This is a genomic window from Pseudomonas migulae (genome assembly GCF_024169315.1).
Lineage (GTDB): Bacteria > Pseudomonadota > Gammaproteobacteria > Pseudomonadales > Pseudomonadaceae > Aquipseudomonas > Aquipseudomonas migulae_B.
Window position 1 is genome coordinate 3202655 of record NZ_JALJWR010000001.1, and the last position, 24891, is coordinate 3227545.

Genomic DNA, 24891 nt, shown 5'->3' on the forward strand with positions numbered 1-24891 from the left:
CGCGAAGAACGATAATGCGGTCATCTTGGTACACCGCGGCGCGTCCTTCGCGGGCAAGCCTCGCTCCTACGGGATGATGATTACAAAGTACGCGGCTGATCCGGCAGCAACACAGGCGAATTCTCCGGCGCCGCACCATCATCCTCCGGCTCACCCATCACCCGCTTCGGCAGCAAAACCTGCTGTGGATAAGTCTGCGCGAAATGCACCCACGGGCTGTTATCCACAAGCTTTTTCAACCGCTGGTTAAACGCCCGGCTCACCGCATACTGCCCGCCCGACACCGTGCGGAACTGCGCCGTCAGCACCACGCCGTTGAGGTCCATTTTGTCGACGCCGAACACGTCCAGCGGCCCTTGCAGGTTGTACTTGAGAAACGCATCCTCGCGGATCGACTCCCCCGCCTCACGAATCAGCTCGATGGCCTTGTCCACATCGGTGTCGTAGGTGAACTGCACCGAGAAAAACGCATAGGCGAATTGCCGCGACTGGTTTGTCACGGCCTTGATCTGCCCGAACGGCACCGAGTGCACAAAGCCTTTGCCATCGCGCAAGCGCAAGGTGCGGATGGTCAGGCCTTCGACGGTGCCGGCATGCCCGGAATCGAGCACCACCCAGTCGCCGATCGACAGCGTGTCTTCAATGATGATGAACAGGCCGGTGATCACATCCTGCACCAGTTGCTGCGAGCCGAAACCGATGGCCAGGCCAACCACCCCGGCACCCGCCAACAGCGGCGCGACATTGATCCCGAGGTTGGCCATGGTGGTGATTGCGCAGATCACCACGAGGATGATTTTGATCGCGTTGCGCAGCAGCGGCAGGATGGTTTTGACCCGCGTACTGGGCTGTGTCGCGCGTTTGTTGATCGGCGGTTTCAGCGCTTCCTGAATCGCTGTATCGAGCACCACCCACAGCAACCAGGTCACCAGAAAGATCAGGCCCATGCTGCTCAGCGACTCACTGATCGCCCGGCCCACCGAGTTGCGCTCGGCGAACTCGAACAGCGAGACGCCCCAGATCCGCCCGAGAATTTCGATGAACGCCACGGCCATGACAATCCGCAGCAGCGCATGCAGCAAGCTGAGAAAACGTTCCTTGTAGGCGCTGCTGCGCTGGATCGCCTGGGCTTTTCCGGATTTGAACAGGTGCTGGAAAATCGTACTGAGGAACACCGTGGCGATCAGCAGAATGGTGGTGAACAACGCACAGCGCAGGGCCTTCTGATTGTCCTCGCCGACGCCGATCAGGTTGATCGCCGAGACCATCACCATCAGCAGAATCGGCCAGTACCAGAGCCCGGAAAAAATCCGCAGGGATTCCTGCAACGAAGGTTGTTTCAAGCGCTGCGCCAGCGGCCGGTTGCGAATCAAATGCGCCACCGGACGCCTCAGGCGGATTACCAGCAAGCCAAAGATGATTGAAGCAAACAGACCGGTAAACACGGCGATGCTGCTGGTGATGTTGCCGCCCAGTTGCCGGGCGATCTGCGGGCTGGTCAAGGCGTCGCTGAGCGCCGCCAGGAAGCCGATCAGAAACAGCGGTTTGGGGCAGTAATCACGAATGATCTGCACCGCCCGGCGCTTGTGCCCGGTGTTGAACATGACGATCACGCACAAGAACATCGACGTGGAGAAAATGCCGCTGCTGGTGGCATAGGCAAAACACAGCGCCAGCGCCCGGCCCACCGAGTTCGGCAGAAAATGGCTGACGTATAACGTCAGCGGCAGGCAGATCAACGCGGGAATCGTATACGGCAGCAGGTAGCCGAGCAGGTCCTGGCTGCGTTGCCGTTTTCGAAAAAATCGCCCGTCACTCAAGCGCTTGTCCAGCAGTGCGCCGAGCACCGTGAGCAAGGCGAACACACCGAGCCAGACGCCGGACAACAACAGAAAATCGCCGACCACGCTCATCGGTGATCGAGAGGAAGGCTGATTCACCAGTTTGTCGACTTCATCCGCCGCCCGATCCGCCCGCAGGCGCCAGGCGTCGACCAGGTTTTCGTTGAGGTCGAGCTTGTCCTGAACGTCGTCGATGCTGGAACTGATCGCCCCGAGCAAACCGCCCTGGACCAGCGGTTCCGGTTTCGCCGGCTCCTCGGCGGCGGGAAGCCCCGGCAGCGTGGCGGCTTCCAGTTCGTTGCTGCCTAGAAACAGCAACGCCCCCAGTAACATCGCGGTCTTGAACTTGAGCAAAACGGGGAGCTCCTTGAAAAGGGTCTGTAAGGAACTGATTGGCAAATGCCCGGCAAGTTCGGTTTTCACCGTGAGATAACAGCCCGCACTGGTCCCTGTGAGGGAAAACACCAACCCTGTGGCGAGGGGGCTTGCCCCCGTTCGACTGCGAAGCGGTCGCAAAACCTGTGACCGCAGTACATCTGTAGAAACCGGGAGTCAGGATTTGGGGACGCTGCGCGGCCCAACGGGGGCAAGGCCCCTCGCCACAGGGTTCATCACCAGCAGGACGATCTTTGCGCACAGCTCAAATATCAAATGCCCACCCCTCTATTTTTCCGCATAACCCAAACCCGGACACTGCGCTCCATCAATCAATCCACCGGAGTTGCAGCCATGCCCATTGCCTTGCTCGCGCTGACCCTCAGCGCCTTCGCCATCGGGACGACCGAGTTCGTCATCGTTGGCCTGTTACCCACGATAGGCACCGACCTCGGCGTCAGCCTGCCGTCCGCCGGCCTGTTGGTCAGCCTCTACGCATTGGGTGTTGCCATTGGCGCCCCGGTGCTGACCGCCCTCACCGGCAAAGTCCCGCGCAAACTGCTGCTGTTGTCGCTGATGGTGCTGTTCACCCTCGGCAACCTGCTGGCCTGGAAAGCGCCGAGCTACGAATCGCTGATCATTGCGCGAATCGTCACCGGCCTGGCCCACGGGGTGTTTTTCTCGATCGGTTCGACCATCGCCACCAGCCTGGTGCCGAAGGAAAAAGCTGCCAGTGCAATTGCGATCATGTTCACCGGCCTGACCGTGGCGCTGGTCACCGGCGTGCCACTGGGAACGTTCATCGGTCAGCATTTCGGCTGGCGTGAAACCTTCCTCGCCGTCTCTGCACTGGGTGTGATCGCCTTCATCGGCAGCCTGCTCTACGTGCCGAAGAACATTGCCCACAGCAAACCGGCTTCGCTGTTGCAGCAATTGCAGGTGCTCAAGCAACCGCGTCTGTTGCTGGTGTACGCCATGACGGCGGTCGGTTACGGCGGCTCGTTCATCGCGTTTACGTTCCTGGCGCCAATTCTCCAGGACATCTCTGGCTTCAGCGCCAGCACCGTCAGCCTGGTGCTGCTGGTCTACGGCATCTCGGTGGCGGTCGGCAACATCTGGGGCGGTAAACTGGCCGACAAACGCGGCCCGATCAGCGCCCTGAAAATCATCTTCGCCCTGCTCGCCGCCGTGTTGTTCGTGCTGACGTTCACCGCCGGCAACCCGTGGTTGGCGCTGGCCACCGTACTGGTCTGGGGCGCGGTCGCATTCGGCAACGTGCCGGGTTTGCAGGTGTATGTGGTGCGTCAGGCCGAACATCACACGCCGCATGCGGTGGACGTGGCCTCTGGGCTGAACATCGCTGCGTTCAACCTCGGCATTGCCGGTGGTGCGTGGGGCGGTGGTTTGATCGTCGCGCACCTGGGTCTGATCCATACCGCGTGGATCGGCGGCCTGGTGGTGCTGGTGGCGCTGGCGCTGACCGCGTGGAGCGGCCGTCTCGATCGTCTCGGCCCGGTGTATGCCGAACCGGCTGAAGGTTCGACCCGCGTCGTCGCCGGCCACTGATAAAACCTGTGGGAGCGGGCTTGCCCGCGATGGCGGCAGTGCGACAGATAGTCCGCTATCGCGGGCAAGCCCGCTCCCACAGGATCCCTGGAGTTCTTTCGAGCTTTTACCGTCCGTAGTCCCGTCGAAACTTTCTCGCTTGTCCCGCAGTCATCAAAAGACAGAGGCAACCGGGGACCATCAGACGGGAGGCGACATGGCGGGGATTCACATTGGTATTTCAGGCTGGCGCTACACTCCCTGGCGGGGCGATTTCTACCCCAAGGGGCTGACCCAGAAACGCGAGTTGCAATTCGCCTCGCGGGCGGTCAACAGCATCGAAATCAATGGATCGTTTTACGCCCTGCAACGGCCTGAGCGTTATGCCGAGTGGTACAACGAAACCCCGGCGGACTTCGTCTTCAGCATCAAAGCCCCGCGTTTCATCACTCACATCAAACGCCTGCGGGATATCCACAAACCCCTGGCGAATTTCTTTGCCTCCGGTGTCCTGGAACTCAAGGAAAAACTCGGTCCCGTCCTCTGGCAATTCCCGCCCAGTTTCAAATTCGACGCCGAGCTGTTCGAACACTTTTTCGAGCAATTACCCCACGACACCGAACAAGCCGCCGCCCTCGCCCGCCAGCATGATTCGCACGTGAACGGTCACGCCAGCATGAAGGCGCACAAGAAAAAGCCGCTGCGCCATGCTGTGGAAATCCGCCACGAGAGCTTCGTCGACCCGGCGTTTGTCCGCCTCCTGAAACGCCACAACGTCGCCTTGGTCATCGCTGACACCGCCGGTAAATGGCCGTATCGCGAAGACATCACGAGCGACTTCGTCTACCTGCGTCTGCACGGCGCCGAAGAACTCTATGCCAGCGGTTACACCCCTCAAGCGCTGGAACGCTGGGGCGAACGGATCGATGCCTGGAACCACGGCCGACAACCCTCGGACCCGCAGCTGATCGCACCGCGGCAAAAACCCAAGGCGCGCAAATCCCGCGAAGTGTTTTGCTATTTCGACAATGACATCAAAGTCCGCGCGCCCTTCGATGCCCGCCGCTTGCTCGAACATTTTCATCTCGACAAGGGCCTCGCCACTGCCCCCGGCGAGCCGGCTGCCGAAGGGGTGCTGCCATGAATGGGCCCGAGCCGTTCAGCACCACCGATGATCAGCTGCCAGCCATGGCCGCCGTGCGCAGCTTCACTGTGCTGACGGTCAACACGCACAAGGGTTTTACCGCGCTCAACCGACGTTTCATCCTGCCGGAACTGCGTGAAGCGGTGCGCAGCGTGTCCGCCGACGTGGTGTTTTTGCAGGAAGTCCACGGCACCCACGAGCATCACCCCCGGCGCTACAGCAACTGGCCGACGATGCCGCAGTATGAATTTCTCGCCGATACGCTGTGGCCGCAATTCGCCTACGGGCGCAACGCGGTGTACCCGGCGGGCGACCACGGCAATGCGCTGCTGTCGAAATTCCAGATCATTCGCCACGACAACCTCGACGTGTCCATCAGCGGACACGAGAACCGCGGCATTCTGCATTGTGTATTGCGTCTGCCCGGCGACGGCCCCGAAGTGCACGCCATCTGCGTTCATCTGGGGCTGCGCGAAACCCATCGCAACGAACAGCTGAAACTGCTGACCCAGCGCCTCGAAGACCTGCCGACCGATGCTCCGGTGATTGTCGCCGGCGACTTCAACGATTGGCGCCAGCGCGCCGATGCGTTGCTCAAGCCCTGTGGTTTGCGCGAGGTGTTCGCCGAACTCCACGGCAAACCCGCGCGCAGTTTTCCGGCACGAATGCCGGCCTTGCGCCTGGACCGCATTTACGTGCGCAACCTCAAGGCCAGCCGTCCGCAAGTCCTGGCGGCACGGCCCTGGTCACACCTTTCCGACCACGCACCGCTATCGGTGGAGATCGAGCTATGAGCAGCGCACCGATGGAAAAAACCACCGTGGAGCACTTGCCCACCGACCCGCCGGTCCATGAGCCCGGCGTGGTCGACGTCCATTACGGCTGGCAGGGCAACAACCTGGTGGAACTGCTGGAAAACGGCGAAGCCTATTTTCCGCGGGTGTTCGAGGCCATGCGCCAGGCCAAGACCGAAATCCTCCTGGAAACCTTCATCGTGTTCGAGGACAAGGTCGGCAACGAGTTGCAGCAGGTGCTGATCGAGGCGGCACAACGCGGTGTGCGAGTCACCGCCAGCCTCGACGGTTTTGGCTGCGGCGAGCTGACCACCGGCTATCTCACCGCATTGAGCGAGGCCGGTGTGCGCATTCAGATATTTGACCCGGCGCCGAAACGTCTCGGCTTTCGCACCAACTGGTTTCGGCGCCTGCACCGTAAGATCGTGGTGGTCGACGGCACGATCGCGTTCATCGGCGGGATCAACTTTTCCGCCGACCATCTGGCCGACTTCGGCCCCGAGGCCAAGCAGGATTACTCGGTTGAAGTGCAGGGACCGGCAGTGGCCGACATTCATCACTTCGCCCTGCTGCAAAGCGGCCGCCCGGCGCGAGCCAAATACTGGTGGCAGCGACGTCGGCAGCGACGTTCGGAACTGGCCTTCAGCGACCACGATGGCCAGGTCCGGCTGGTGTACCGCGACAATGGCGATCACCAGACCGATATCGAAGAGGTTTATCGACAAGTCCTGCGCAGTGCCCAACGTCGCGTGGTCATCGCCAATGCCTACTTCTTTCCCGGCTACCGCTTGCTGCGCGAGATACGCAATGCCGCTCGCCGTGGCGTCGATGTGCGGCTGATCCTGCAAGGTCAGCCGGACATGCTGGTGGCCAAACTGGCGGCGCGCATGACCTATGACTACTTGCTCAAGGCCGGCGTGCAGATTCACGAATATTGCGAGCGCCCGCTGCACGGCAAAGTCGCGCTGGTGGACGAAGACTGGAGCACCGTCGGTTCGAGCAATCTCGACCCGCTGAGCCTGTCGATGAACCTTGAAGCCAACGTGCTGATCCGCGATCGCGCCTTCAATCGCGATTTGTTCGAACGCCTCGAAACGCTGAGCAACCACCACTGCAAAGCCATGTCGGCGGACAAATCCCCGCGCGGACGGGTCTGGCACATGACCGTCGGTTTCCTGGTGTTTCACTTCCTGCGGCACTTCCCTGCGTGGGCCGGCTGGCTGCCGGCACACAAGCCGCGCCTGAAACCCTTCACCCACGTTGCCGGGAGTGATGACCATGGATCGCGCTGAAACGCACTCGGCACCTCACGATGACAGCCCGACGCCCGCCCCGGCGAAAACAACACGCTGGAGCCGCTGGAAAAAGCCGCTGACGATGCTGTTTTTCCTGGCGCTGATCGTGTTGTTCACAATGCTGGCCCAGCGCATCGAATGGAGCGAAGTGTTCGACAACCTCGCTGATTTCAAGGTACGCACGCTGATCATCGCGTCCGGGCTGACCCTGGTGAGTTTTCTGGTGTACGCCTGCTTCGACCTGATCGGCCGCACCTACATCCGTCAGGACCTGACCTGGAAGCAGATCCTGCCGGTGGGCATCATCAGCTACGCGTTTAACCTCAATCTCAGTGCCTGGGTCGGCGGCATCGCCATGCGTTATCGCCTGTATTCGCGGCTCGGCGTGAGTAAAAGCAACATCGCGAAAATCCTCGGCCTGAGCCTGGCGACGAACTGGTTCGGCTACATGGTGATTGCCGGCGCAGTGTTCAGCAGCGGACTGGTGCGCATGCCGCCCGGCTGGAAACTCAGCACTGGCGCGTTGCAAGGGGTGGGGATTCTGTTGCTGCTGGTGAGCGCCGGATACCTGGCAGCCTGCCGGTTTTCCAAGCGGCGCGAGTGGGCCATTCGCGGCGTGGAAATCAACCTGCCGTCCTTGCGCATGGCGATCCTGCAACTGTGCCTCGGCGCCCTGAACTGGTCGCTGATGGCGGCGGTGATTTTCACCTTGCTGCCAAGCAAACTGGATTATCCGCTGGTGCTCGGGGTGTTGCTGATCAGCGCCATCGCCGGGGTCATCACGCACATTCCAGCCGGGCTCGGGGTGCTGGAAGCGGTGTTTGTGGCACTGCTGCAACATGAGGTGTCGCGGGGGAGCCTGGTGGCGGGGTTGCTGGCGTATCGGGCGATCTATTTCATCTTGCCGTTGCTGATTACGCTGGTGATGTATCTGGTCGTCGAGACCAAGGCTAAATCGCTGAGGATTGCGAAAAAGCCCAAGTGATGTGTCGCTTGCGAGGACGCCTTCGCGGGCAAGCCTCGCTCCTACAGGGAGTAGCGGTGTTCATGCTATTTGCGTAACACCGCTGAACCCTGTGGGAGCGGGCTTGCCCGCGATGGCGTCCGTAAGATCCCCACCTACTTTGATTGAATAATACTCAACCGCTCACCCACCACCATCTCGGTAATCCAGTCCACCAGGATCGAGGTGTACGCCTGCTGTGAAACCGGCTCGCTCAATGCGTGATCGGCGCCATCGATAATCCGGTGCGTCAGCGAATGCGTCTGCTGGCACGCGGCGCGGTAGCTCATGATCGTCGCGTGTGGCACCCAGTCGTCGGTCTCAGACTCAACCAACAACACATCCCCAGTAAATTGCGAACAGGCGTGCAGCGCGCGATTGCTGTCGGCGCGAACCAGCGTGCTGCGGTAATCACGCAAATCCATCTTGTCCAGGTCGCGTTTGGGCGTATGCCATTGCTCGTCGCGATACAGCGCCGGCACCCGCAGCGCCAGCCAGCGTACCGGCCGCAATGACGTCAGGATCGACGCCAGGTAACCGCCATAACTTGTGCCGACCACGGCAATCGCCGAGGTATCGAGTGCCGGGTGCGCGAGCAATCGGTCATACGCCGCCAGCAGGTCGCGCAGGTTGTCTTCCCGCGTGACCCGCGCCAGCGCAATGCCGGTGCCGCCGGTGTGCCCGCGCAAGTCGAACGTCAGGCATACGCAGCCGAGACCGGCGATGCCTTTGGCCCGCTCAAGGTCGCGCTCCTGGCTGCCTCCCCAGCCGTGCACGAAGAGCACGCCGGGGACTTTCGATTTGGGGCTGAGGAAAGTCCCGCTCATCTGTTCATCGTCGATGTCGATCTGAATGGTTTCGCTTCTAGCCGTCATAGGATTGGACCGTTACGTACTTGAGAAGAAATTCACTGTTTTGCGCCGGCCCGCGGTACACCTCAATGGCGTGCGCCGGCAGCGCCTGATCGATGTAGGTTTCCACCGATGACACGCGGATGGCGCGCATGCCCGGATCGTTGACGAAACTCTGCAACGCCGCCACTTCCGCGCTGCTGGCGCCGCCCATGCGCCAGGACTGCTCGAGCACGCCGCTGCGCTGCAGGCCGTTAGTGTCCAGGCCTTGCGCGATGTCGTAGTTGCGCCGCGACGCGTAGAAACCGGGATAAGCCTCGTCTGCGGCGTTGTCGAACACCTGCGCCTGGCGGATCGCCAATCGCACCTCATCGGGCAGATCCAGCTCGAGCAGATCGTCGTAGTCGCCCTGCACCACGAGCAGGTTGGACCCTCCATAAACCTGCTCGCCCTGAGCGTCTTTGGTCAAGTACTGATCACCACAGTAGCTCAGCACTTTATCGCCGATGAAGCTTTGGCCGACGCTGTGGGTCACCACGTCGGTCAGGTCCTGCTCCAGCACCACGCCTTCGGTGAACAGCGCTTGGGCATCGGGTCTGGCAAGGACTTCATCGAACTGATCAAGGCTTTTGATCACTTCCTGACCCCGCCCGGCGCAGGCATGAATCGGCTTCAAGCGAATGGGACCGCTGTAGAGCAGGTGTTCCGCCGCAGGGCGTGCATCGTCGAGGGAAAATACGCTGAGGCCATCAAGCACCACGCTGCGCACCCGCTCGGAAAACAGCGGCGACCACCCTTGCGGAGCATGAGCGTTCTTGTTGCGCAGGCCGTGGCTGATGGCTTTGGTGCAGATGAAATCATGCTCGACATAGCCACCCCACAAATCCTCCGGTCCGCTGACGCCCAACTGCCGCGCGGCAGCGGCACCGACCAGGGTTTGGGTGGGCAACAGATAAAGATCATGACCGTTGTGCCGTTCGCGGTCGTAACTGCCACCGAATTTGAGCCCGAGGATCTGCGCCAGCCAACGGGCCAGCGCGCGATTGGTTTCGACTTCGTGTTGTGGCGCGTCGGTGCGCACCGAATGGGCGACTACCAGTTTCTTGCGGTTTGTTGGGGTCATGCGTCCCCCTTCAATCGGCGCTCGATGAATGTAGTTGTAGGGGTGCAGAGATCAGGCCAAGCGGGGCTGAGGTGAAAGGCTCTGCAATTCAATCAGTTGCCAAAACGGTGATAGCAATGAGCCTGTCTCATTCTGCACGACACCTGTTTCAGTTCCGGCATTTTGCACGACCCAAGCCATGCGCAGTTCTAATGTGGGAGCGGGCTTGCTCGCGAATGCGGAGTGTCAGTCAGCATCAATATCGACTGACATGCCGCCTTCGCGAGCAAGCCCGCTCCCACATTTTGATCTGCGGCGTTCGGGCTAACGAGCCACGGCTGCCGTCGGCGAAACGCCGAACCGCGCCCGATAATCACTCGGCGCCAGCCCGGTTATCTTCTTGAACGTCGCGCGAAAGGCGCTCGGGTCCTGATAGCCCACGGTCCAGGCAATGTGATCGATGGTGCCGTTGGTGAACTCAAGCATTTCCCGGGCCTTGCCGACCCGCAGGTGCTGGCAGTACTCGGTGGGTTTCAACCCGGTCGCTGCGCGGAATCGGCGCAGGAACGTGCGCTCTTCCAGCCCTGCCCGTTCGGCCATCGCCGTCAGCGACACATCCGTCGCCCCGGTGCTTTGCAGCCAATGCTGAACCTTGAGAATCGAGGCGTCGCCATGGCTGAGAATCGGTGAAAAATTACTGCCGCATTCGTTCGCGCTGTCACTGTGCTCCACCACTAGAAAACGCGCGGTACCGGTGGCGATGCTCGGTCCCAGCAGGCGGTCGACCAGACGCAAACCCAGCTCGGACCAGGCCATCAACCCGGCGGTGGTAATCAGGTCGCCATCGTCGACGATCGGTGTGTCGGCCTTGAGTCTGATCGCCGGATAACGCTCGGCAAAGGCCTTGGCCGAAGTCCAGTGGGTGGTGGCACTGCGGCCGTCGAGCAGACCGCTTTCGGCCAATAGCATCGAGCCCACGCAGACGCCACCAAGGGTCGCACCTTGTGCATGTTGCTGCCGAATCCAGCTCAGCAAGCCTTGCGGCGCCTGGCCTTCGGAAAAACCGGCAATCGACGGCGGGATCAACACCGCCACCAATGCACCGTCCGGCGCGGGATGGCTGTCGTAGACACGCTGGGGCGGCAGATCTCCATCAGCCTGCCAATGGCTGACCCGCAACAGCGGCAACTGCGCCGCCTGATAGTCGGCGGCAATCCGGTTCGCCACGCCGAACAAGTCCGTCAGCCCGTGCACCGCCGCCATCTGCGCGCCCGGATAAATCAGCACGCCCAGTTCGGCGATTGCCCTTTGTGCGTCCATTGTCAGTTTTCCCCCTTCTATTGTCGGTGCGGCCAATCCACGGACGGCCAGCCAGACCCGATACTTCATTCCACACCCAACACGCACTTCGAGGAAACAGTCATGGCCAAGCAAGCACTCATCGTAGTCGATATCCAAAACGACTACTTCCCCCAAGGCAAGTGGCCGCTGGTCGGCGCGGATGCCGCTGCGGACAACGCCGTACGCCTGCTCAAGGCCTTCCGCGATGCCGGTGATTCGGTGGTGCATATCCGCCACGAATTCACTTCCGACGAAGCACCATTTTTCACCCCGGGCTCCGAAGGCGCGAAGCTGCACCCCAAAGTCCTCAACCGCGCCGACGAGCCGGTGGTGCTCAAGCACTTCGTCAACTCGTTCCGCGAAACCGAACTGAAGTCGATCCTCGACGAACAAGGCATCAAGGAACTGGTGGTGGTCGGCAGCATGAGCCACATGTGCGTCGATGGCATCACCCGTGCAGGCGCGGATTTTGGCTACAGCGTCACCGTGATCCACGACGCCTGTGCCTCCCGTGACCTGGAGTTCAACGGCCTCACCGTTCCGGCCGCCCACGTTCACGCCGCGTTCATGTCGGCCCTGGGTTTTGCCTATGCCAGCGTAGTCTCCACCGACGAGTTCCTGGCGGCGCATCATTAATCAACGCTTTTGCGTCGGGGGTGCTGCCACCCGTCGCGCCGAAAACAAGGAAGGCCAGTCACGCGTACACGTGACTGGCCTTTTTTCTGAGACTTACCGCTGAAAAGCCGGATAATGGCGGCCAAATCGTCTAGCCGTTATTCTGGTAATCCCCCATGGAAATCAAGGTCAACTTTCTCGACAACCTTCGACTTGAAGCCAAGTTCGATGACTTCACGGTGGTGGCCGATCAACCTATCCGCTACAAGGGCGATGGCTCGGCACCGGGTCCGTTCGACTACTTCCTGGCTTCGTCGGCGTTGTGCGCGGCGTACTTTGTGAAGTTGTACTGCAGCACGCGCAATATCCCCACGGATAACATCCGCCTGTCGCAGAACAACATTGTTGACCCGGAAAACCGCTACAACCAGATTTTCAAGATTCAGGTCGAATTGCCGGCGGACATCTCCGACAAGGACCGCCAGGGCATCCTGCGTTCCATCGACCGTTGCACCGTGAAAAAAGTGGTGCAAGCCGGGCCTGAGTTTGTGATCGAAGAGGTGGAAAACCTCGACGCCGACGCCCAGGCGTTGTTGATGCCTGCTTCCAGTTCAGAGGCGAGCACTTACATTGCCGGCAAAGATCTTCCGCTGGAGCAAACCATCGCCAACATGTCGGCCATTCTGGCGGACCTGGGCATGAAGATCGAAATCGCCTCGTGGCGCAATATCGTGCCCAACGTGTGGTCGCTGCATATCCGCGATGCGCACTCGCCGATGTGCTTTACCAACGGCAAGGGTGCAACCAAAGAAAGCGCGTTGGCGTCGGCGTTGGGCGAGTTTATCGAGCGCCTCAACTGCAACTTCTTCTACAACGACCAGTTCTGGGGCGAAGACATCGCCAACGCCGCGTTTGTGCACTACCCGGATGAACGCTGGTTCCAGCCTGGCCGTAAAGATGCACTGCCGGCTGAAATTCTCGACGAGTACTGCCTGAAGATTTACAACCGCGACGGCGAGCTGCGCGGTTCTCATCTGATCGATACCAACTCGGGCAATGAAGAGCGCGGCATCTGTTCGCTGCCCTACGTGCGCCAGTCGGACGGCGAGGTGGTGTATTTCCCGTCCAACCTGATTGAAAACCTGTACCTGAGCAACGGCATGAGTGCCGGTAACACGCTGGCCGAAGCCCAGGTGCAGTGCCTGTCGGAGATCTTCGAGCGCGCGGTCAAACGCGAAATCATCGAAGGTGAGTTCGCACTGCCGGATGTGCCGGCCCACGTGCTGGCGAAGTACCCAGGGATACTGGCCGGTATTCAGGCGCTGGAAGAACAGGGGTTCCCGGTGCTGGTGAAGGATGCGTCCCTGGGGGGTGAATTCCCGGTGATGTGCGTCACGTTGATGAACCCGCGTACCGGCGGTGTGTTCGCCTCGTTCGGCGCGCACCCGAGCCTGGAAGTGGCGCTGGAGCGCAGCCTGACCGAGTTGCTCCAGGGCCGCAGTTTCGAAGGCCTCAACGACTTGCCCCAGCCGACGTTTGAAGGCCATGCGGTGACCGAGCCGAACAACTTCGTCGAGCACTTTATCGACTCCAGCGGCGTGGTGTCGTGGCGCTTCTTCAGTTCGAAGTCGGATTACGAATTCGTGGAGTGGGACTTCTCCGGCCAGGGTGAAAACTCGAACGCCGAGGAAGCCGCGACCCTGTTCGGCATTCTCGAAGGCATGGGCAAGGAAGTCTATATGGCGGTCTACGAGCATATCGGCGCGACGGCCTGCCGCATTCTGGTGCCGGACTATTCGGAAATTTATCCGGTAGACGATCTGATCTGGGATAACACCAACAAAGCGTTGTTCTTCCGCGAAGACATCCTGAACCTGCATCGCCTGGACGAAGCCGAACTGCAAGCGCTGGCGGAGCGCCTGGTGGAAAGCGAGCTGGACGACTACACCGACATCACCTCCTTGATCGGCATCGAATTTGACGACAATACCGCTTGGGGTCAGCTGACGATCCTGGAGCTGAAGCTGCTGATCTATCTCGCCTTGCAGCAATATGAAGAGGCGAAAGAGGCGGTGGAAATGTTCCTGCAGTACAACGACAACACGGTTGAGCGCGGCTTGTTCTACCAAGCCGTCAATGCTGTGCTGGAGATGAAGCTGGACGAAGACCTGGAACTGGAAGACTACGAGGCCAATTTCCGCCGGATGTTTGGCAACGAGCGCATGGATGCAGCGATCGGGTCGGTAAACGGCAGCGTGCGCTTCCATGGCTTGACGCCGACCAGCATGAAACTCGAAGGTCTCGACCGGCACCTGCGGTTGATCGACAGCTACAAGAAGCTGCACTCGGCACGGGCCAACGTCACGACTTTATCCCGCTGACCGCAATCCTGTAGGAGCCAAGCTTGCTGGCGAAGAATGATGACGCGGTAAATCAGGAACACCGCGTTATCGTTCTTCGCCAGCAAGCTTGGCTCCTACAAAATGAGGGGCAAAAGAAAACCCCCGACCAGTCGAAAGACTGATCGGGGGTTTCGCGGCTAAACCTTACAAGAAAGTCTGAGCTCGTTTTTTAGAACGGGATATCGTCATCAAAGCTGTCGAAATCCGGAGCCGGCTGAGGAGCGGCCTGCTGCTGTGGAGCCGGGCGCGACTGTTGTGGTGCCGACGACTGTTGCGGACGCGGAGCCTGCTGGCGTGGAGCCGGGGCGGACTGCTGATAGTTGTTGCCCCCGCCTTGCTGGTCGCCCTGCTGTGGACGGCCGCCCAGCAATTGCATGGTGCCTTGCATGTCGACCACGATTTCAGTGGTGTAACGCTTGATACCGTCTTTTTCCCACTCGCGGGTCTGCAGCTTGCCTTCGATGTAGACCTGCGAACCTTTGCGCAGGTACTCGCCGGCGATTTCCGCTACCTTGCCGAACATCGACACACGGTGCCATTCAGTCTTTTCGACTTTCTGGCCGGTTTGCTTGTCGGTCCACTGTTCGCTGGTCGCCAGACTCAGGTTGGTCACGGCGTTACCGTTAGGCAAGTAGCGAACTTCGGGATCCTGGCCGCAAGTGCCGACCAATATGACTTTGTTAACCCCACGGGCCATAACGTTCTCCTAGGCTACGCACGCTGCCTCGGGCGGGTTGTTCACCAGGCGCTCGAGGGTGGTGCGATCCAATAGTTCGGTGTCCAATTTTATGTAAATCGCCGCTTCATCTTCGACGATTACTGCATCTGTTACCCCTACGACGGCCTTCAGGCGCTCGACCAGACCCGCTTCGCGGATCGCCTCGGGCGACAACGGCAAGCGCAGGCTCGTCACGTAAGGTGGTTCGCGCATGGTAACAGCAAAGGCCAGCCAGAGGGCAGCCAGGCCGGCGCATCCGAGGAATACAACCGACAAACCGCCGTGCTGGAACATCCAGCCGCCGAGGATCCCGCCCAACGCCGAACCGAGGAACTGGCTGGTGGAATAAACCCCCATCGCCGTGCCCTTGCCGCCAGCCGGTGAAACCTTGCTGATCAGCGATGGCAACGAAGCTTCCAGCAGATTGAACGCGGTGAAAAACACCACCGTCCCGATCACCAGGGCCCGCAAGCTATCGCCGAACTGCCAGAAGAATAGCTCAGTGAGCATCAGCGTCAGCACCGCTCCCAATAAAACTCGTTTCATTTTGCGTTTCTTCTCGCCGTAGATAATGAACGGGATCATGGCGAAGAAAGAAATCAGCAGCGCGGTCAAATAGACCCACCAGTGCTGCTCCTTGGGCAACCCGGCTTTTTCGACCAGGGCCAGCGGCAAAGCAACGAAGCTCGACATCAACATCGCGTGCAACACAAAAATGCCCAGGTCCAGGCGCAGCAGGTCCGGGTGCTTGAGCGTCGGCATCAGCGCCTGACGCGCGACACCGGACTCGCGATGCTGCAACGGCCCGGTGGAGCGCGGCACCATGAACATCACAATCACGATGCCAAGCAGCGCCATGCCACCCGTGGCGAGAAACAGCCCGGACAGGCCGAAAGCACGGGTCAGCAACGGTCCCACCACCATGGCGACAGCGAACGACAGACCGATCGTCATGCCGATCATAGCCATGGCTTTCGTCCGATGCTGTTCGCGGGTCAGGTCTGACAGCAACGCCATCACGGCCGCGGAAATGGCCCCGGCGCCTTGCAGGATTCGTCCGGCGATAACGCCCCAGATCGAATCGGCATTGGCCGCCAGCACGCTGCCGAGGGCGAAGACGATCAGCCCCAGGTAAATCACCGGGCGGCGCCCGATGCGGTCGGAAATGAAACCGAAAGGAATCTGGAAAATCGCCTGGGTCAGGCCATAAGCGCCAATCGCCAGCCCGATGAGGGCCGGGGTCGCTTCTGCCAGATCCATCCCATAGGTCGCCAAAACCGGCAACACCATGAACATGCCAAGCATACGGAACGCGAACACAAGGGCCAGACCGCTTGCTGCGCGGGTCTCACTGCCACTCATGCGTTCGCTGTGGGGATCGTGCATGGAAAAACCTCATGTGAACCGGCGGCGATTCTACCAGTCCCATCGATTGACAGGGTATATCGCGACGCTTTGACGCGCTTCGCTGACAGACTCTTCATGTACGACAGTCACCCACTCGTTTGATAGTGTGCATCCATCCAGTATTTGGCCGTATACTCCTACGTTTTCGACGCCCGCCGAGCGAGGCCACTTTGGACAAGATCCTGATTCGTGGGGCCCGAACCCACAACCTGAAGAACATCGACCTGACCCTGCCACGGGACAAACTGATCGTCATCACCGGCCTGTCCGGATCCGGCAAATCGTCCCTGGCGTTTGACACGCTGTACGCCGAAGGCCAGCGCCGCTATGTCGAATCGCTGTCGGCCTATGCCCGGCAGTTTTTGTCGATGATGGAAAAACCTGACGTCGACACCATTGAAGGCCTGTCGCCAGCCATTTCCATCGAACAGAAGTCGACCTCGCATAACCCGCGTTCGACGGTCGGCACCATCACCGAAATCTACGACTACCTGCGCCTGCTTTACGCTCGCGTGGGTATTCCGCGCTGCCCGGATCACGACATTCCGCTGGAAGCCCAGACCGTCAGCCAGATGGTCGACCTGGTCCTCGCGCAACCGGAAGGCAGCAAACTGATGTTGCTGGCACCGGTCATTCGCGAGCGCAAAGGCGAACACCTTTCGGTCTTCGAAGAGTTGCGTGCCCAGGGCTTTGTGCGGGCCCGGGTCAACGGCAGGATCTGCGAACTGGATGAGCTGCCGAAGCTGGACAAGCAAAAGAAGCATTCGATTGATGTCATAGTCGACCGCTTCAAGGTCCGCGCCGACCTGCAACAGCGCCTGGCCGAATCGTTCGAGACCGCGCTGAAGCTGGCCGACGGCATTGCCCTGGTCGCGCCGATGGACGATGAGCAGGGTGAAGAAATTATCTTCTCCGCTCGCTTCGCCTGCCCGATTTGCGGCCACGCCATCAGCGAACTGGAACCCAAGCTGTTCTCCTTCAACAACCCGGCCGGCGCCTGCCCGACGTGCGACGGCCTGGGCGTGAAGCAGTTCTTCGACATCAAGCGACTGGTCAATGGCGAACTGACCCTGGCCGAAGGCGCGATTCGCGGTTGGGACAGGCGCAACGTCTATTACTTCCAGATGCTCGGGTCGCTGGCGTCGCACTACAAGTTCAGCCTCGAAGTACCGTTCAACGACCTGCCCGCCGATCAGCAGAAATTCATCCTGCACGGCAGCGGCTCGCAGAACGTCGACTTCAAGTACCTGAACGACCGCGGCGACATCGTGAAACGTTCGCACCCGTTCGAAGGCATCGTACCGAACCTGGAGCGTCGCTACCGCGAAACCGAATCGGCCTCCGTGCGCGAAGAACTGGCCAAGTTTCTCAGTACCCAGCCGTGTCCGGATTGCCGTGGCACACGCCTGCGTCGCGAGGCGCGGCATGTCTGGGTGGGCGAGAAGACTTTGCCGGCCGTCACCAATCTGCCGATTGGCGATGCGTGCGAATACTTCGGTGTGCTGAAGTTGACCGGGCGTCGCGGTGAAATTGCCGACAAGATCCTCAAGGAAATCCGCGAGCGTCTGCAGTTCCTGGTCAATGTCGGCCTCGACTATCTGTCGCTGGATCGCAGTGCCGACACGTTGTCTGGCGGTGAAGCTCAGCGGATTCGTCTGGCCAGTCAGATCGGTGCCGGCCTGGTGGGCGTTCTGTACATCCTCGATGAGCCGTCGATTGGCCTGCATCAGCGCGACAACGATCGGTTGCTGGGCACGCTCAAGCACCTGCGCGATATCGGCAACACGGTGATCGTGGTCGAGCACGATGAAGATGCGATTCGCCTGGCTGACTATGTAGTGGATATCGGCCCGGGTGCTGGCGTGCATGGCGGCCATATCGTCGCCGAAGGCACACCGGCCGAGGTCATGGCTCACCCTGACTCGCTGACCGGCAAGTACTTGTCGGGCCGGGTGAAGATCGCCGTACCGGCCAAACGCACACCGCGTAACAAGAAGTTGTCGCTGTCCCTCAAGGGTGCTCGCGGCAACAACCTGCGCAACGTCGATCTGGACATTCCGATCGGCCTGCTGACGTGCGTGACGGGCGTGTCGGGTTCGGGCAAGTCGACACTGATCAACAACACGTTGTTTCCCCTGAGCGCTACAGCACTCAATGGTGCAACGACGCTGGAAGCGTCGGCTCACGACAGCATCAAGGGCCTGGAGCATCTGGACAAGGTCGTCGACATCGACCAAAGCCCGATTGGCCGGACGCCTCGCTCCAACCCGGCGACCTACACCGGGTTGTTCACGCCGATTCGCGAACTGTTCGCTGGCGTACCGGAATCCCGCTCGCGCGGCTACGGGCCGGGGCGCTTCTCGTTCAACGTGAGGGGTGGACGCTGCGAGGCCTGCCAGGGCGACGGCTTGATCAAGGTTGAAATGCACTTCCTGCCGGACATCTACGTTCCGTGCGATGTCTGCAAGAGCAAGCGCTACAACCGCGAAACGCTGGAGATCAAGTACAAGGGCAAGAGCATCCATGAAACCCTTGAGATGACCATCGAGGAAGCTCGGGTGTTCTTCGATGCGGTGCCTGCCTTGGCACGCAAGCTTCAGACGCTGATGGATGTCGGCCTGTCGTACATCAAGCTGGGGCAATCCGCGACCACGCTGTCCGGTGGTGAAGCGCAGCGGGTGAAACTGTCCCGCGAACTGTCCAAACGCGATACCGGCAAGACGCTGTATATCCTCGATGAACCGACTACCGGTCTGCACTTCGCGGATATCCAGCAACTGCTCGACGTGTTGCATCGCCTGCGCGACCACGGCAACACCGTGGTGGTGATCGAGCACAATCTTGACGTGATCAAGACGGCTGACTGGCTGGTGGATCTTGGGCCCGAAGGTGGCTCCAAAGGCGGACAGATCATTGCGGTCGGTACGCCTGAAGAAGTCTCCGAGATGAAGCAGTCCCACACCGGTTTCTACCTCAAGCCGCTGCTGGCTCGCGACAAGGCCTGAACCCGGCCCATGAAAAAGCCCCTGTCACTTTGTCGGTGACAGGGGCTTTTTTTGTTTCAGTGCAATCAGGCGTGGGATTGCAGGTAGTTCTCGAGACCGATCAACTTGATCAGACCCATCTGCTTTTCAAGCCAGTAGGTGTGGTCTTCTTCGGTGTCATGTAATTGAACCCGCAGCATCTCGCGACTGACATAGTCTTTATGCTGCTCGCAGAGCTTGATGCCCTTGCAGAGTGCGGCGCGGACTTTGTATTCCAGGCGCAGGTCAGCAGCGAGCATGTCCGGCACAGTGGTGCCAACATCAAGGTCGTCCGGACGCATACGCGGCGTACCTTCGAGCATCAGGATACGGCGCATCAGGGCATCAGCGTGCCCGGCTTCCTCTTCCATTTCGTGGTTGATACGTTCGTAGAGCTTGGTGAAACCCCAGTCCTCATACATCCGCGAATGGACGAAATATTGATCACGCGCCGCCAGTTCGCCGGTCAGCAACGTGTTGAGGTAATCGATTACGTCTGGGTGGCCTTGCATCGCCCTACATCTCCCTGCTTGAAAGTCTGTAGTTTGAACCACGGAGACTGTTTGGTCACTTTCTTTGCGCGATAAAAGCGAAGATATTCTGAGAAAAGTGGTTTAAATAGCGCAAAAACCGCCCAAATGAGGGCGGTTCTGCTTCTCGTTTAGACTTCGTTAATCTGTACGTTGAGAGCCTTTGCGATTGCTTCTCCATACGCCGGGTCGGCCTTGAAGAAATGCTGCAATTGGCGATCAACCACATCGCTTGAGACGCCAGCCATTGCCCCGGCAATGTTGTTGACCAACAGCGCTTTCTGCTCATCGCTCATGAGGCGGAACAACGCACCGGCATGGCTGTAGTAGTCGGTGTCTTCGCGATGATCGTAACGATCAGCTGCGCCACTCAGTGCAAGAGCAGGCTCAGCGTAGCGAGGTGCTTGTTTCGGCGATTCAACGTAGCTGTTCGGCTCGTAATTCGGCGCAGCACCGCCATTGCTGCCAAACGCCATGGAACCATCACGCTGGTAGCTGTTGACCGGACTGCGAGGTGCATTCACCGGCAGCTGCTGGTGGTTGGTACCTATACGGTAGCGGTGCGCATCTGCGTAAGCGAACACGCGGCCTTGCAACATGCGGTCCGGCGACAGACCAACACCAGGCACCATGTTGCTCGGACCGAACGCCGCCTGCTCGACTTCAGCGAAGTAGTTGAGCGGATTGCGGTTGAGCTCCAGCGCGCCCACTTCAATCAGTGGAAACTCTTTCTGCGACCAGGTCTTGGTCACGTCGAAAGGGTTCTCGTAATGCGCCGCAGCCTGGGCCTCGGTCATGATCTGAATGCACACGCGCCATTTCGGGAAATCACCGCGCTCAATGGCACCGAACAGGTCGCGTTGTGCGTAATCCGGATCCGTGCCCGCCAGGCGTGCAGCTTCTGCCGGCGCCAGGTTCTTGATCCCTTGTTGGGTCTTGTAGTGCCACTTCACCCAGTGACGCTCGCCGCTGGCGTTGATCAGGCTGTAGGTATGGCTGCCGAAGCCGTGCATGTGACGATAGCCGTCAGGAATGCCACGGTCCGAAAACAGGATAGTGACCTGGTGCAGCGCCTCAGGCGAGTGCGACCAGAAGTCCCACATCATCTGCGCGCTTTTCAGATTGCTCTGCGGCAGGCGCTTTTGAGTGTGGATAAAGTCCGGAAATTTGAGCGGATCACGAATGAAGAACACCGGCGTGTTGTTGCCTACGATGTCCCAGTTGCCTTCCTCGGTGTAGAACTTCAGGGCGAAGCCACGTGGATCGCGTTCCGTGTCGGCCGAACCGCGCTCACCGCCTACGGTGGAAAACCGCAGGAAGGTTGGGGTTTGCTTTCCGACGGATTCAAACAGTTTGGCGCTGGTGTACTCGGTGATGTCACGCGTGACAGTGAACGTTCCGTAAGCACCCGAACCCTTGGCGTGTACGCGGCGCTCCGGGATGTTTTCACGGTTGAAGTGGGCGAGCTTCTCGATCAGGTGGAAGTCGTCGAGGAGCAAAGGGCCGCGAGGGCCGGCGGAGCGGGAATTCTGGTTGTCGGCGACAGGAGCGCCACTGGCGGTTGTAAGTGTTTTATTTTGGCTCATGCGATCTCTTCCTCTGTCTTCTTTAACTGCCGGCTAATCGGCTGAGAGGGAGTATTGATCATGAACGTTACACCTACTAATTCATTAACCTGTGGACGTCGATAGAAAATAACTAATGAAATGGATCGCATGGGCAAAACTTTTCAATCGCCCACAAAAAACCGGGCACTAAGGCCCGGTTTTTCGTTTCAGACTGACGTCTTACTCAGCGGATACAGCTTCACCGCCGGTAGCACGATCAACCAACTCGACGTACGCCATAGGCGCGTTGTCGCCAGTGCGGAAGCCGCACTTGAGGATGCGCAGGTAGCCACCCTCACGGGTAGCGTAACGCTTGCCCAGGTCGTTGAAGAGCTTACCAACGATAGCTTTCGAACGAGTACGGTCGAAAGCCAGACGGCGGTTAGCCAGGCTGTCTGTCTTGGCCAAAGTGATCAGCGGCTCAGCAACGCGACGCAGTTCTTTAGCTTTCGGCAGTGTAGTTTTGATCAGCTCGTGCTCGAACAGCGACACTGCCATGTTTTGAAACATGGCCTTGCGGTGCGAGCTAGTGCGGCTCAGGTGACGACCACTTTTACGATGACGCATGGTTCATTCCTTACCAAACACGACGTTCGGTGATTACGACGATCAGGCAGTCGCCTTGTCGTCCTTCTTAAGACTTGCAGGCGGCCAGTTGTCGAGGCGCATGCCGAGGGACAGACCGCGGGAGGCCAGAACGTCCTTGATTTCAGTCAAGGATTTCTTGCCAAGGTTCGGAGTCTTCAACAGCTCTACTTCGGTACGCTGAATCAGGTCACCGATGTAGTAGATGTTTTCCGCCTTAAGGCAGTTAGCCGAACGTACAGTCAGTTCCAGATCGTCAACCGGGCGAAGCAGGATCGGATCGATCTCGTCTTCCTGCTCAACAACCACTGGCTCACTGTCACCTTTGAGGTCGACGAACGCAGCCAACTGCTGTTGCAGAATGGTTGCAGCGCGGCGGATAGCCTCTTCAGGATCCAGGGTACCGTTGGTTTCCAGATCAATAACCAGCTTGTCCAGGTTAGTACGCTGCTCGACACGGGCGTTTTCCACCACGTATGCGATACGGCGAACCGGGCTGAACGAAGAGTCAAGCTGCAAGCGACCGATGCTGCGGCTTTCGTCTTCATCGCTCTGACGCGAGTCTGCCGGTTCATAACCACGACCACGAGCTACGGTGAGCTTCATGTTCAGGGCGCCGTTAGACGCCAGGTTAGCGATTACGTGATCGGGGTTAACGATCTCGACATCATGATCCAGCTGAATATCGGCAGCGGTAACCACCCCCGAACCCTTCTTCGACAAGGTCAGCGTAACTTCGTCACGACCGTGCAGCTTGATAGCCAGACCTTTAAGGTTCAACAGGATTTCAATTACGTCTTCCTGTACGCCTTCGATGGCGCTGTACTCATGGAGTACACCGTCAATCTCGGCCTCGACTACTGCACAGCCGGGCATTGAGGACAACAGGATGCGGCGCAGCGCGTTGCCCAGGGTGTGGCCGAAACCACGCTCGAGAGGCTCGAGAGTGATCTTGGCGCGGGTTGGACTGACAACCTGCACATCAATATGGCGGGGTGTCAGGAACTCATTTACCGAAATCTGCATGGATGCACCTATTTTCTAGCCCTTACTTGGAGTAGAGCTCGACAATCAGGCTTTCGTTGATGTCGGCGGACAGATCACTGCGAGCTGGAACGTTCTTGAAAACGCCCGACTTCTTCTCAGTGTCTACTTCTACCCATTCTACGCGGCCACGTTGGGCACACAGATCGAGAGCTTGGACAATGCGAAGTTGGTTCTTTGCTTTCTCGCGAATCGCGACCACGTCACCAGCACGAACCTGGTAAGACGGTACGTTTACGGTCTGACCGTTAACGCTGACGGATTTGTGCGATACCAGCTGACGGGATTCGGCACGAGTAGAGCCAAAACCCATACGGTATACAACGTTGTCCAGACGGCATTCGAGCAGTTGCAGCAGGTTTTCACCAGTTGCACCTTTCTTGCCAGCAGCTTCTTTGTAGTAGCCGCTGAATTGACGCTCGAGAACGCCGTAGATACGACGGACCTTCTGCTTTTCACGCAGTTGGGTGCCGTAATCGGACTGGCGACCGCGGCGTTGGCCGTGGATACCAGGTGCTGCTTCAATGTTGCACTTCGATTCGATCGCGCGCACGCCGCTCTTCAGAAAGAGATCGGTGCCTTCGCGACGAGCGAGTTTGCATTTTGGACCAATGTAACGAGCCATTCTTTACAATCTCCTGGATTACACGCGGCGCTTCTTCGGCGGACGGCACCCGTTGTGCGGGATTGGCGTCACGTCGGTGATGCTGGCGATCTTGTAGCCACAGCCGTTCAAAGCGCGGACTGCAGATTCACGACCTGGGCCTGGACCTTTGACGTTAACGTCGAGGTTTTTCAGACCGTATTCCAGCGCAGCTTGACCAGCACGTTCAGCAGCTACTTGAGCAGCAAACGGGGTGGACTTGCGGGAACCGCGGAAACCCGAACCACCGGAGGTAGCCCAGGAAAGAGCGTTGCCTTGACGGTCGGTGATGGTCACGATTGTGTTGTTAAAAGAAGCATGGATGTGGGCGATGCCATCAACCACTGTCTTTTTAACTTTTTTACGAGGACGAGCAGCAGGTTTAGCCATGATTAATTTCCTGTCGATTCGCTGGGGCGATTACTTGCGGATCGGCTTACGCGGACCTTTACGGGTACGCGCGTTAGTCTTGGTACGCTGACCGCGCACTGGAAGACCACGACGATGACGCAGACCGCGATAGCAACCGAGGTCCATCAAACGCTTGATTTTCATGTTGATTTCGCGACGCAGGTCACCTTCAGTGGTGAACTTCGCCACTTCGCCACGCAGCTGTTCAATCTGCTCGTCGCTCAGATCCTTGATCTTTGCGGCTGGGTTTACCCCAGTCACTGCACAGATCTTCTGCGCAGTAGTGCGACCAACACCATAGATGTAGGTCAGCGAGATAACAGTATGCTTGTTATCTGGAATGTTAACGCCTGCAATACGGGCCATTCAGTGGGACTCCAATTGACAGCTACCTACGCCCCGGAAGCCAAGAAATAGGGCGCGAGATAATATCGCTGTAATAACAAATAATCAACCCGGTAGCGCACTAGCTACCGGGCTTGAAGCACAATCACACTCAGCCTTGGCGCTGTTTGTGACGCGGTTCCGCGCTGCAAATTACTCGAACAACACCTTCGCGGCGAATAATCTTGCAGTTACGGCACAGCTTTTTCACCGATGCACGAACTTTCATCA

The 24891-nt window shown here is 59.2% G+C and carries 22 protein-coding genes; 8 read left to right on the forward strand and 14 right to left on the reverse strand.

Going from position 1 to position 24891, the window contains the following annotated elements; genetic code table 11:
- Positions 1-80: 80 nt before the first annotated feature.
- Entirely contained in the window at positions 81-2195 is a 2115-nt protein-coding gene (locus J2Y86_RS14655; protein WP_253432634.1) for a mechanosensitive ion channel family protein, read from the reverse strand.
- Between the two features lie 375 nt (positions 2196-2570).
- Between J2Y86_RS14655 and J2Y86_RS14660 the strand changes: the two genes are divergently transcribed.
- From J2Y86_RS14660 to J2Y86_RS14680, 5 genes are all read left to right on the forward strand, one after another.
- Entirely contained in the window at positions 2571-3782 is a 1212-nt protein-coding gene (locus J2Y86_RS14660) for an MFS transporter (RefSeq protein WP_253432638.1), read from the forward strand.
- A 196-nt stretch (positions 3783-3978) separates the two neighbouring features.
- Positions 3979-4905, forward strand: coding sequence for a DUF72 domain-containing protein (locus J2Y86_RS14665; RefSeq protein WP_253432641.1), 927 nt, complete (start codon positions 3979-3981; stop codon positions 4903-4905).
- Positions 4902-5699, forward strand: a complete 798-nt coding sequence (locus J2Y86_RS14670; protein ID WP_253432644.1) for an endonuclease/exonuclease/phosphatase family protein — start codon at positions 4902-4904, stop codon at positions 5697-5699. Before J2Y86_RS14665 ends, J2Y86_RS14670 begins: the two co-directional genes overlap by 4 nt.
- A complete protein-coding gene (gene clsB / locus J2Y86_RS14675; protein ID WP_253432647.1) occupies positions 5696-6991 on the forward strand; it encodes a cardiolipin synthase ClsB in 1296 nt (431 codons plus the stop codon). The genes J2Y86_RS14670 and clsB overlap by 4 nt, the downstream gene beginning before the upstream one ends.
- On the forward strand, positions 6978-7979 hold the full coding sequence (locus J2Y86_RS14680; protein ID WP_253432650.1) for a lysylphosphatidylglycerol synthase domain-containing protein: 1002 nt from the start codon (positions 6978-6980) through the stop codon (positions 7977-7979). Before clsB ends, J2Y86_RS14680 begins: the two co-directional genes overlap by 14 nt.
- Positions 7980-8113: 134 nt before the next feature.
- On the opposite strand, the gene J2Y86_RS14685 is transcribed toward J2Y86_RS14680, so the two are convergent.
- From J2Y86_RS14685 to J2Y86_RS14695, 3 genes are all read right to left on the reverse strand, one after another.
- Positions 8114-8872: an alpha/beta hydrolase family protein gene (locus tag J2Y86_RS14685; protein WP_253432653.1), complete on the reverse strand. Its 759-nt coding sequence runs from the start codon at positions 8870-8872 to the stop codon at positions 8114-8116.
- Complete coding sequence (locus tag J2Y86_RS14690; protein ID WP_253432658.1) at positions 8862-9971, reverse strand: DUF3182 family protein; 1110 nt, start codon at positions 9969-9971, stop codon at positions 8862-8864. The genes J2Y86_RS14685 and J2Y86_RS14690 overlap by 11 nt, the downstream gene beginning before the upstream one ends.
- Positions 9972-10274: 303 nt before the next feature.
- Entirely contained in the window at positions 10275-11270 is a 996-nt protein-coding gene (locus J2Y86_RS14695; RefSeq protein ID WP_253432661.1) for a GlxA family transcriptional regulator, read from the reverse strand.
- Positions 11271-11372: 102 nt separating this feature from the next.
- Here J2Y86_RS14695 and J2Y86_RS14700 point away from each other — a divergent pair, with 102 nt between their 5' ends.
- Both J2Y86_RS14700 and J2Y86_RS14705 read left to right on the forward strand, forming a co-directional pair.
- A complete protein-coding gene (locus tag J2Y86_RS14700) occupies positions 11373-11927 on the forward strand; it encodes a cysteine hydrolase family protein (RefSeq protein ID WP_253432665.1) in 555 nt (184 codons plus the stop codon).
- Positions 11928-12082: 155 nt separating this feature from the next.
- The gene (locus tag J2Y86_RS14705) at positions 12083-14287 is read left to right on the forward strand and encodes an OsmC domain/YcaO domain-containing protein (protein ID WP_253432668.1); all 2205 of its coding nucleotides are present in this window, start codon (positions 12083-12085) and stop codon (positions 14285-14287) included.
- Positions 14288-14477: 190 nt separating this feature from the next.
- Here the strand turns inward: J2Y86_RS14705 and J2Y86_RS14710 are convergent, their stop codons facing one another.
- Together J2Y86_RS14710 and J2Y86_RS14715 are read right to left on the reverse strand one after the other, a co-directional pair.
- A complete protein-coding gene (locus J2Y86_RS14710) occupies positions 14478-15005 on the reverse strand; it encodes a single-stranded DNA-binding protein (RefSeq protein ID WP_017341065.1) in 528 nt (175 codons plus the stop codon).
- Positions 15006-15014: 9 nt separating this feature from the next.
- A complete protein-coding gene (locus J2Y86_RS14715; RefSeq protein ID WP_253432671.1) occupies positions 15015-16412 on the reverse strand; it encodes an MFS transporter in 1398 nt (465 codons plus the stop codon).
- A gap of 191 nt (positions 16413-16603) precedes the next feature.
- Here J2Y86_RS14715 and uvrA point away from each other — a divergent pair, with 191 nt between their 5' ends.
- Positions 16604-19438, forward strand: coding sequence for an excinuclease ABC subunit UvrA (uvrA, locus tag J2Y86_RS14720; protein WP_253432675.1), 2835 nt, complete (start codon positions 16604-16606; stop codon positions 19436-19438).
- 65 nt (positions 19439-19503) lie between these two features.
- On the opposite strand, the gene bfr is transcribed toward uvrA, so the two are convergent.
- The 8 genes from bfr to rpmJ all read right to left on the reverse strand — a co-directional run bounded on the left by bfr (position 19504) and on the right by rpmJ (position 24889).
- Positions 19504-19968: a bacterioferritin gene (bfr, locus tag J2Y86_RS14725; RefSeq protein ID WP_007943775.1), complete on the reverse strand. Its 465-nt coding sequence runs from the start codon at positions 19966-19968 to the stop codon at positions 19504-19506.
- Between the two features lie 149 nt (positions 19969-20117).
- Positions 20118-21572 carry a catalase gene (locus J2Y86_RS14730; protein WP_253432678.1) on the reverse strand — a complete coding sequence of 485 codons (1455 nt, stop codon included), beginning with the start codon at positions 21570-21572 and terminating at the stop codon, positions 20118-20120.
- A 201-nt stretch (positions 21573-21773) separates the two neighbouring features.
- Positions 21774-22160, reverse strand: coding sequence for a 50S ribosomal protein L17 (gene rplQ, locus J2Y86_RS14735; RefSeq protein WP_007943777.1), 387 nt, complete (start codon positions 22158-22160; stop codon positions 21774-21776).
- 42 nt (positions 22161-22202) lie between these two features.
- Positions 22203-23204: a DNA-directed RNA polymerase subunit alpha gene (locus J2Y86_RS14740; RefSeq protein ID WP_003186012.1), complete on the reverse strand. Its 1002-nt coding sequence runs from the start codon at positions 23202-23204 to the stop codon at positions 22203-22205.
- Positions 23205-23226: 22 nt separating this feature from the next.
- On the reverse strand, positions 23227-23847 hold the full coding sequence (gene rpsD, locus J2Y86_RS14745; protein ID WP_003210056.1) for a 30S ribosomal protein S4: 621 nt from the start codon (positions 23845-23847) through the stop codon (positions 23227-23229).
- Positions 23848-23865: 18 nt separating this feature from the next.
- On the reverse strand, positions 23866-24255 hold the full coding sequence (gene rpsK, locus J2Y86_RS14750) for a 30S ribosomal protein S11 (protein WP_002555466.1): 390 nt from the start codon (positions 24253-24255) through the stop codon (positions 23866-23868).
- A gap of 30 nt (positions 24256-24285) precedes the next feature.
- Positions 24286-24642 (reverse strand): 30S ribosomal protein S13, encoded by a 357-nt coding sequence (gene rpsM, locus J2Y86_RS14755; protein WP_003186020.1) that lies wholly within the window; start codon positions 24640-24642, stop codon positions 24286-24288.
- Between the two features lie 130 nt (positions 24643-24772).
- A complete protein-coding gene (gene rpmJ, locus J2Y86_RS14760; RefSeq protein ID WP_002555468.1) occupies positions 24773-24889 on the reverse strand; it encodes a 50S ribosomal protein L36 in 117 nt (38 codons plus the stop codon).
- Between the last annotated feature and the right edge of the window lie 2 nt (positions 24890-24891).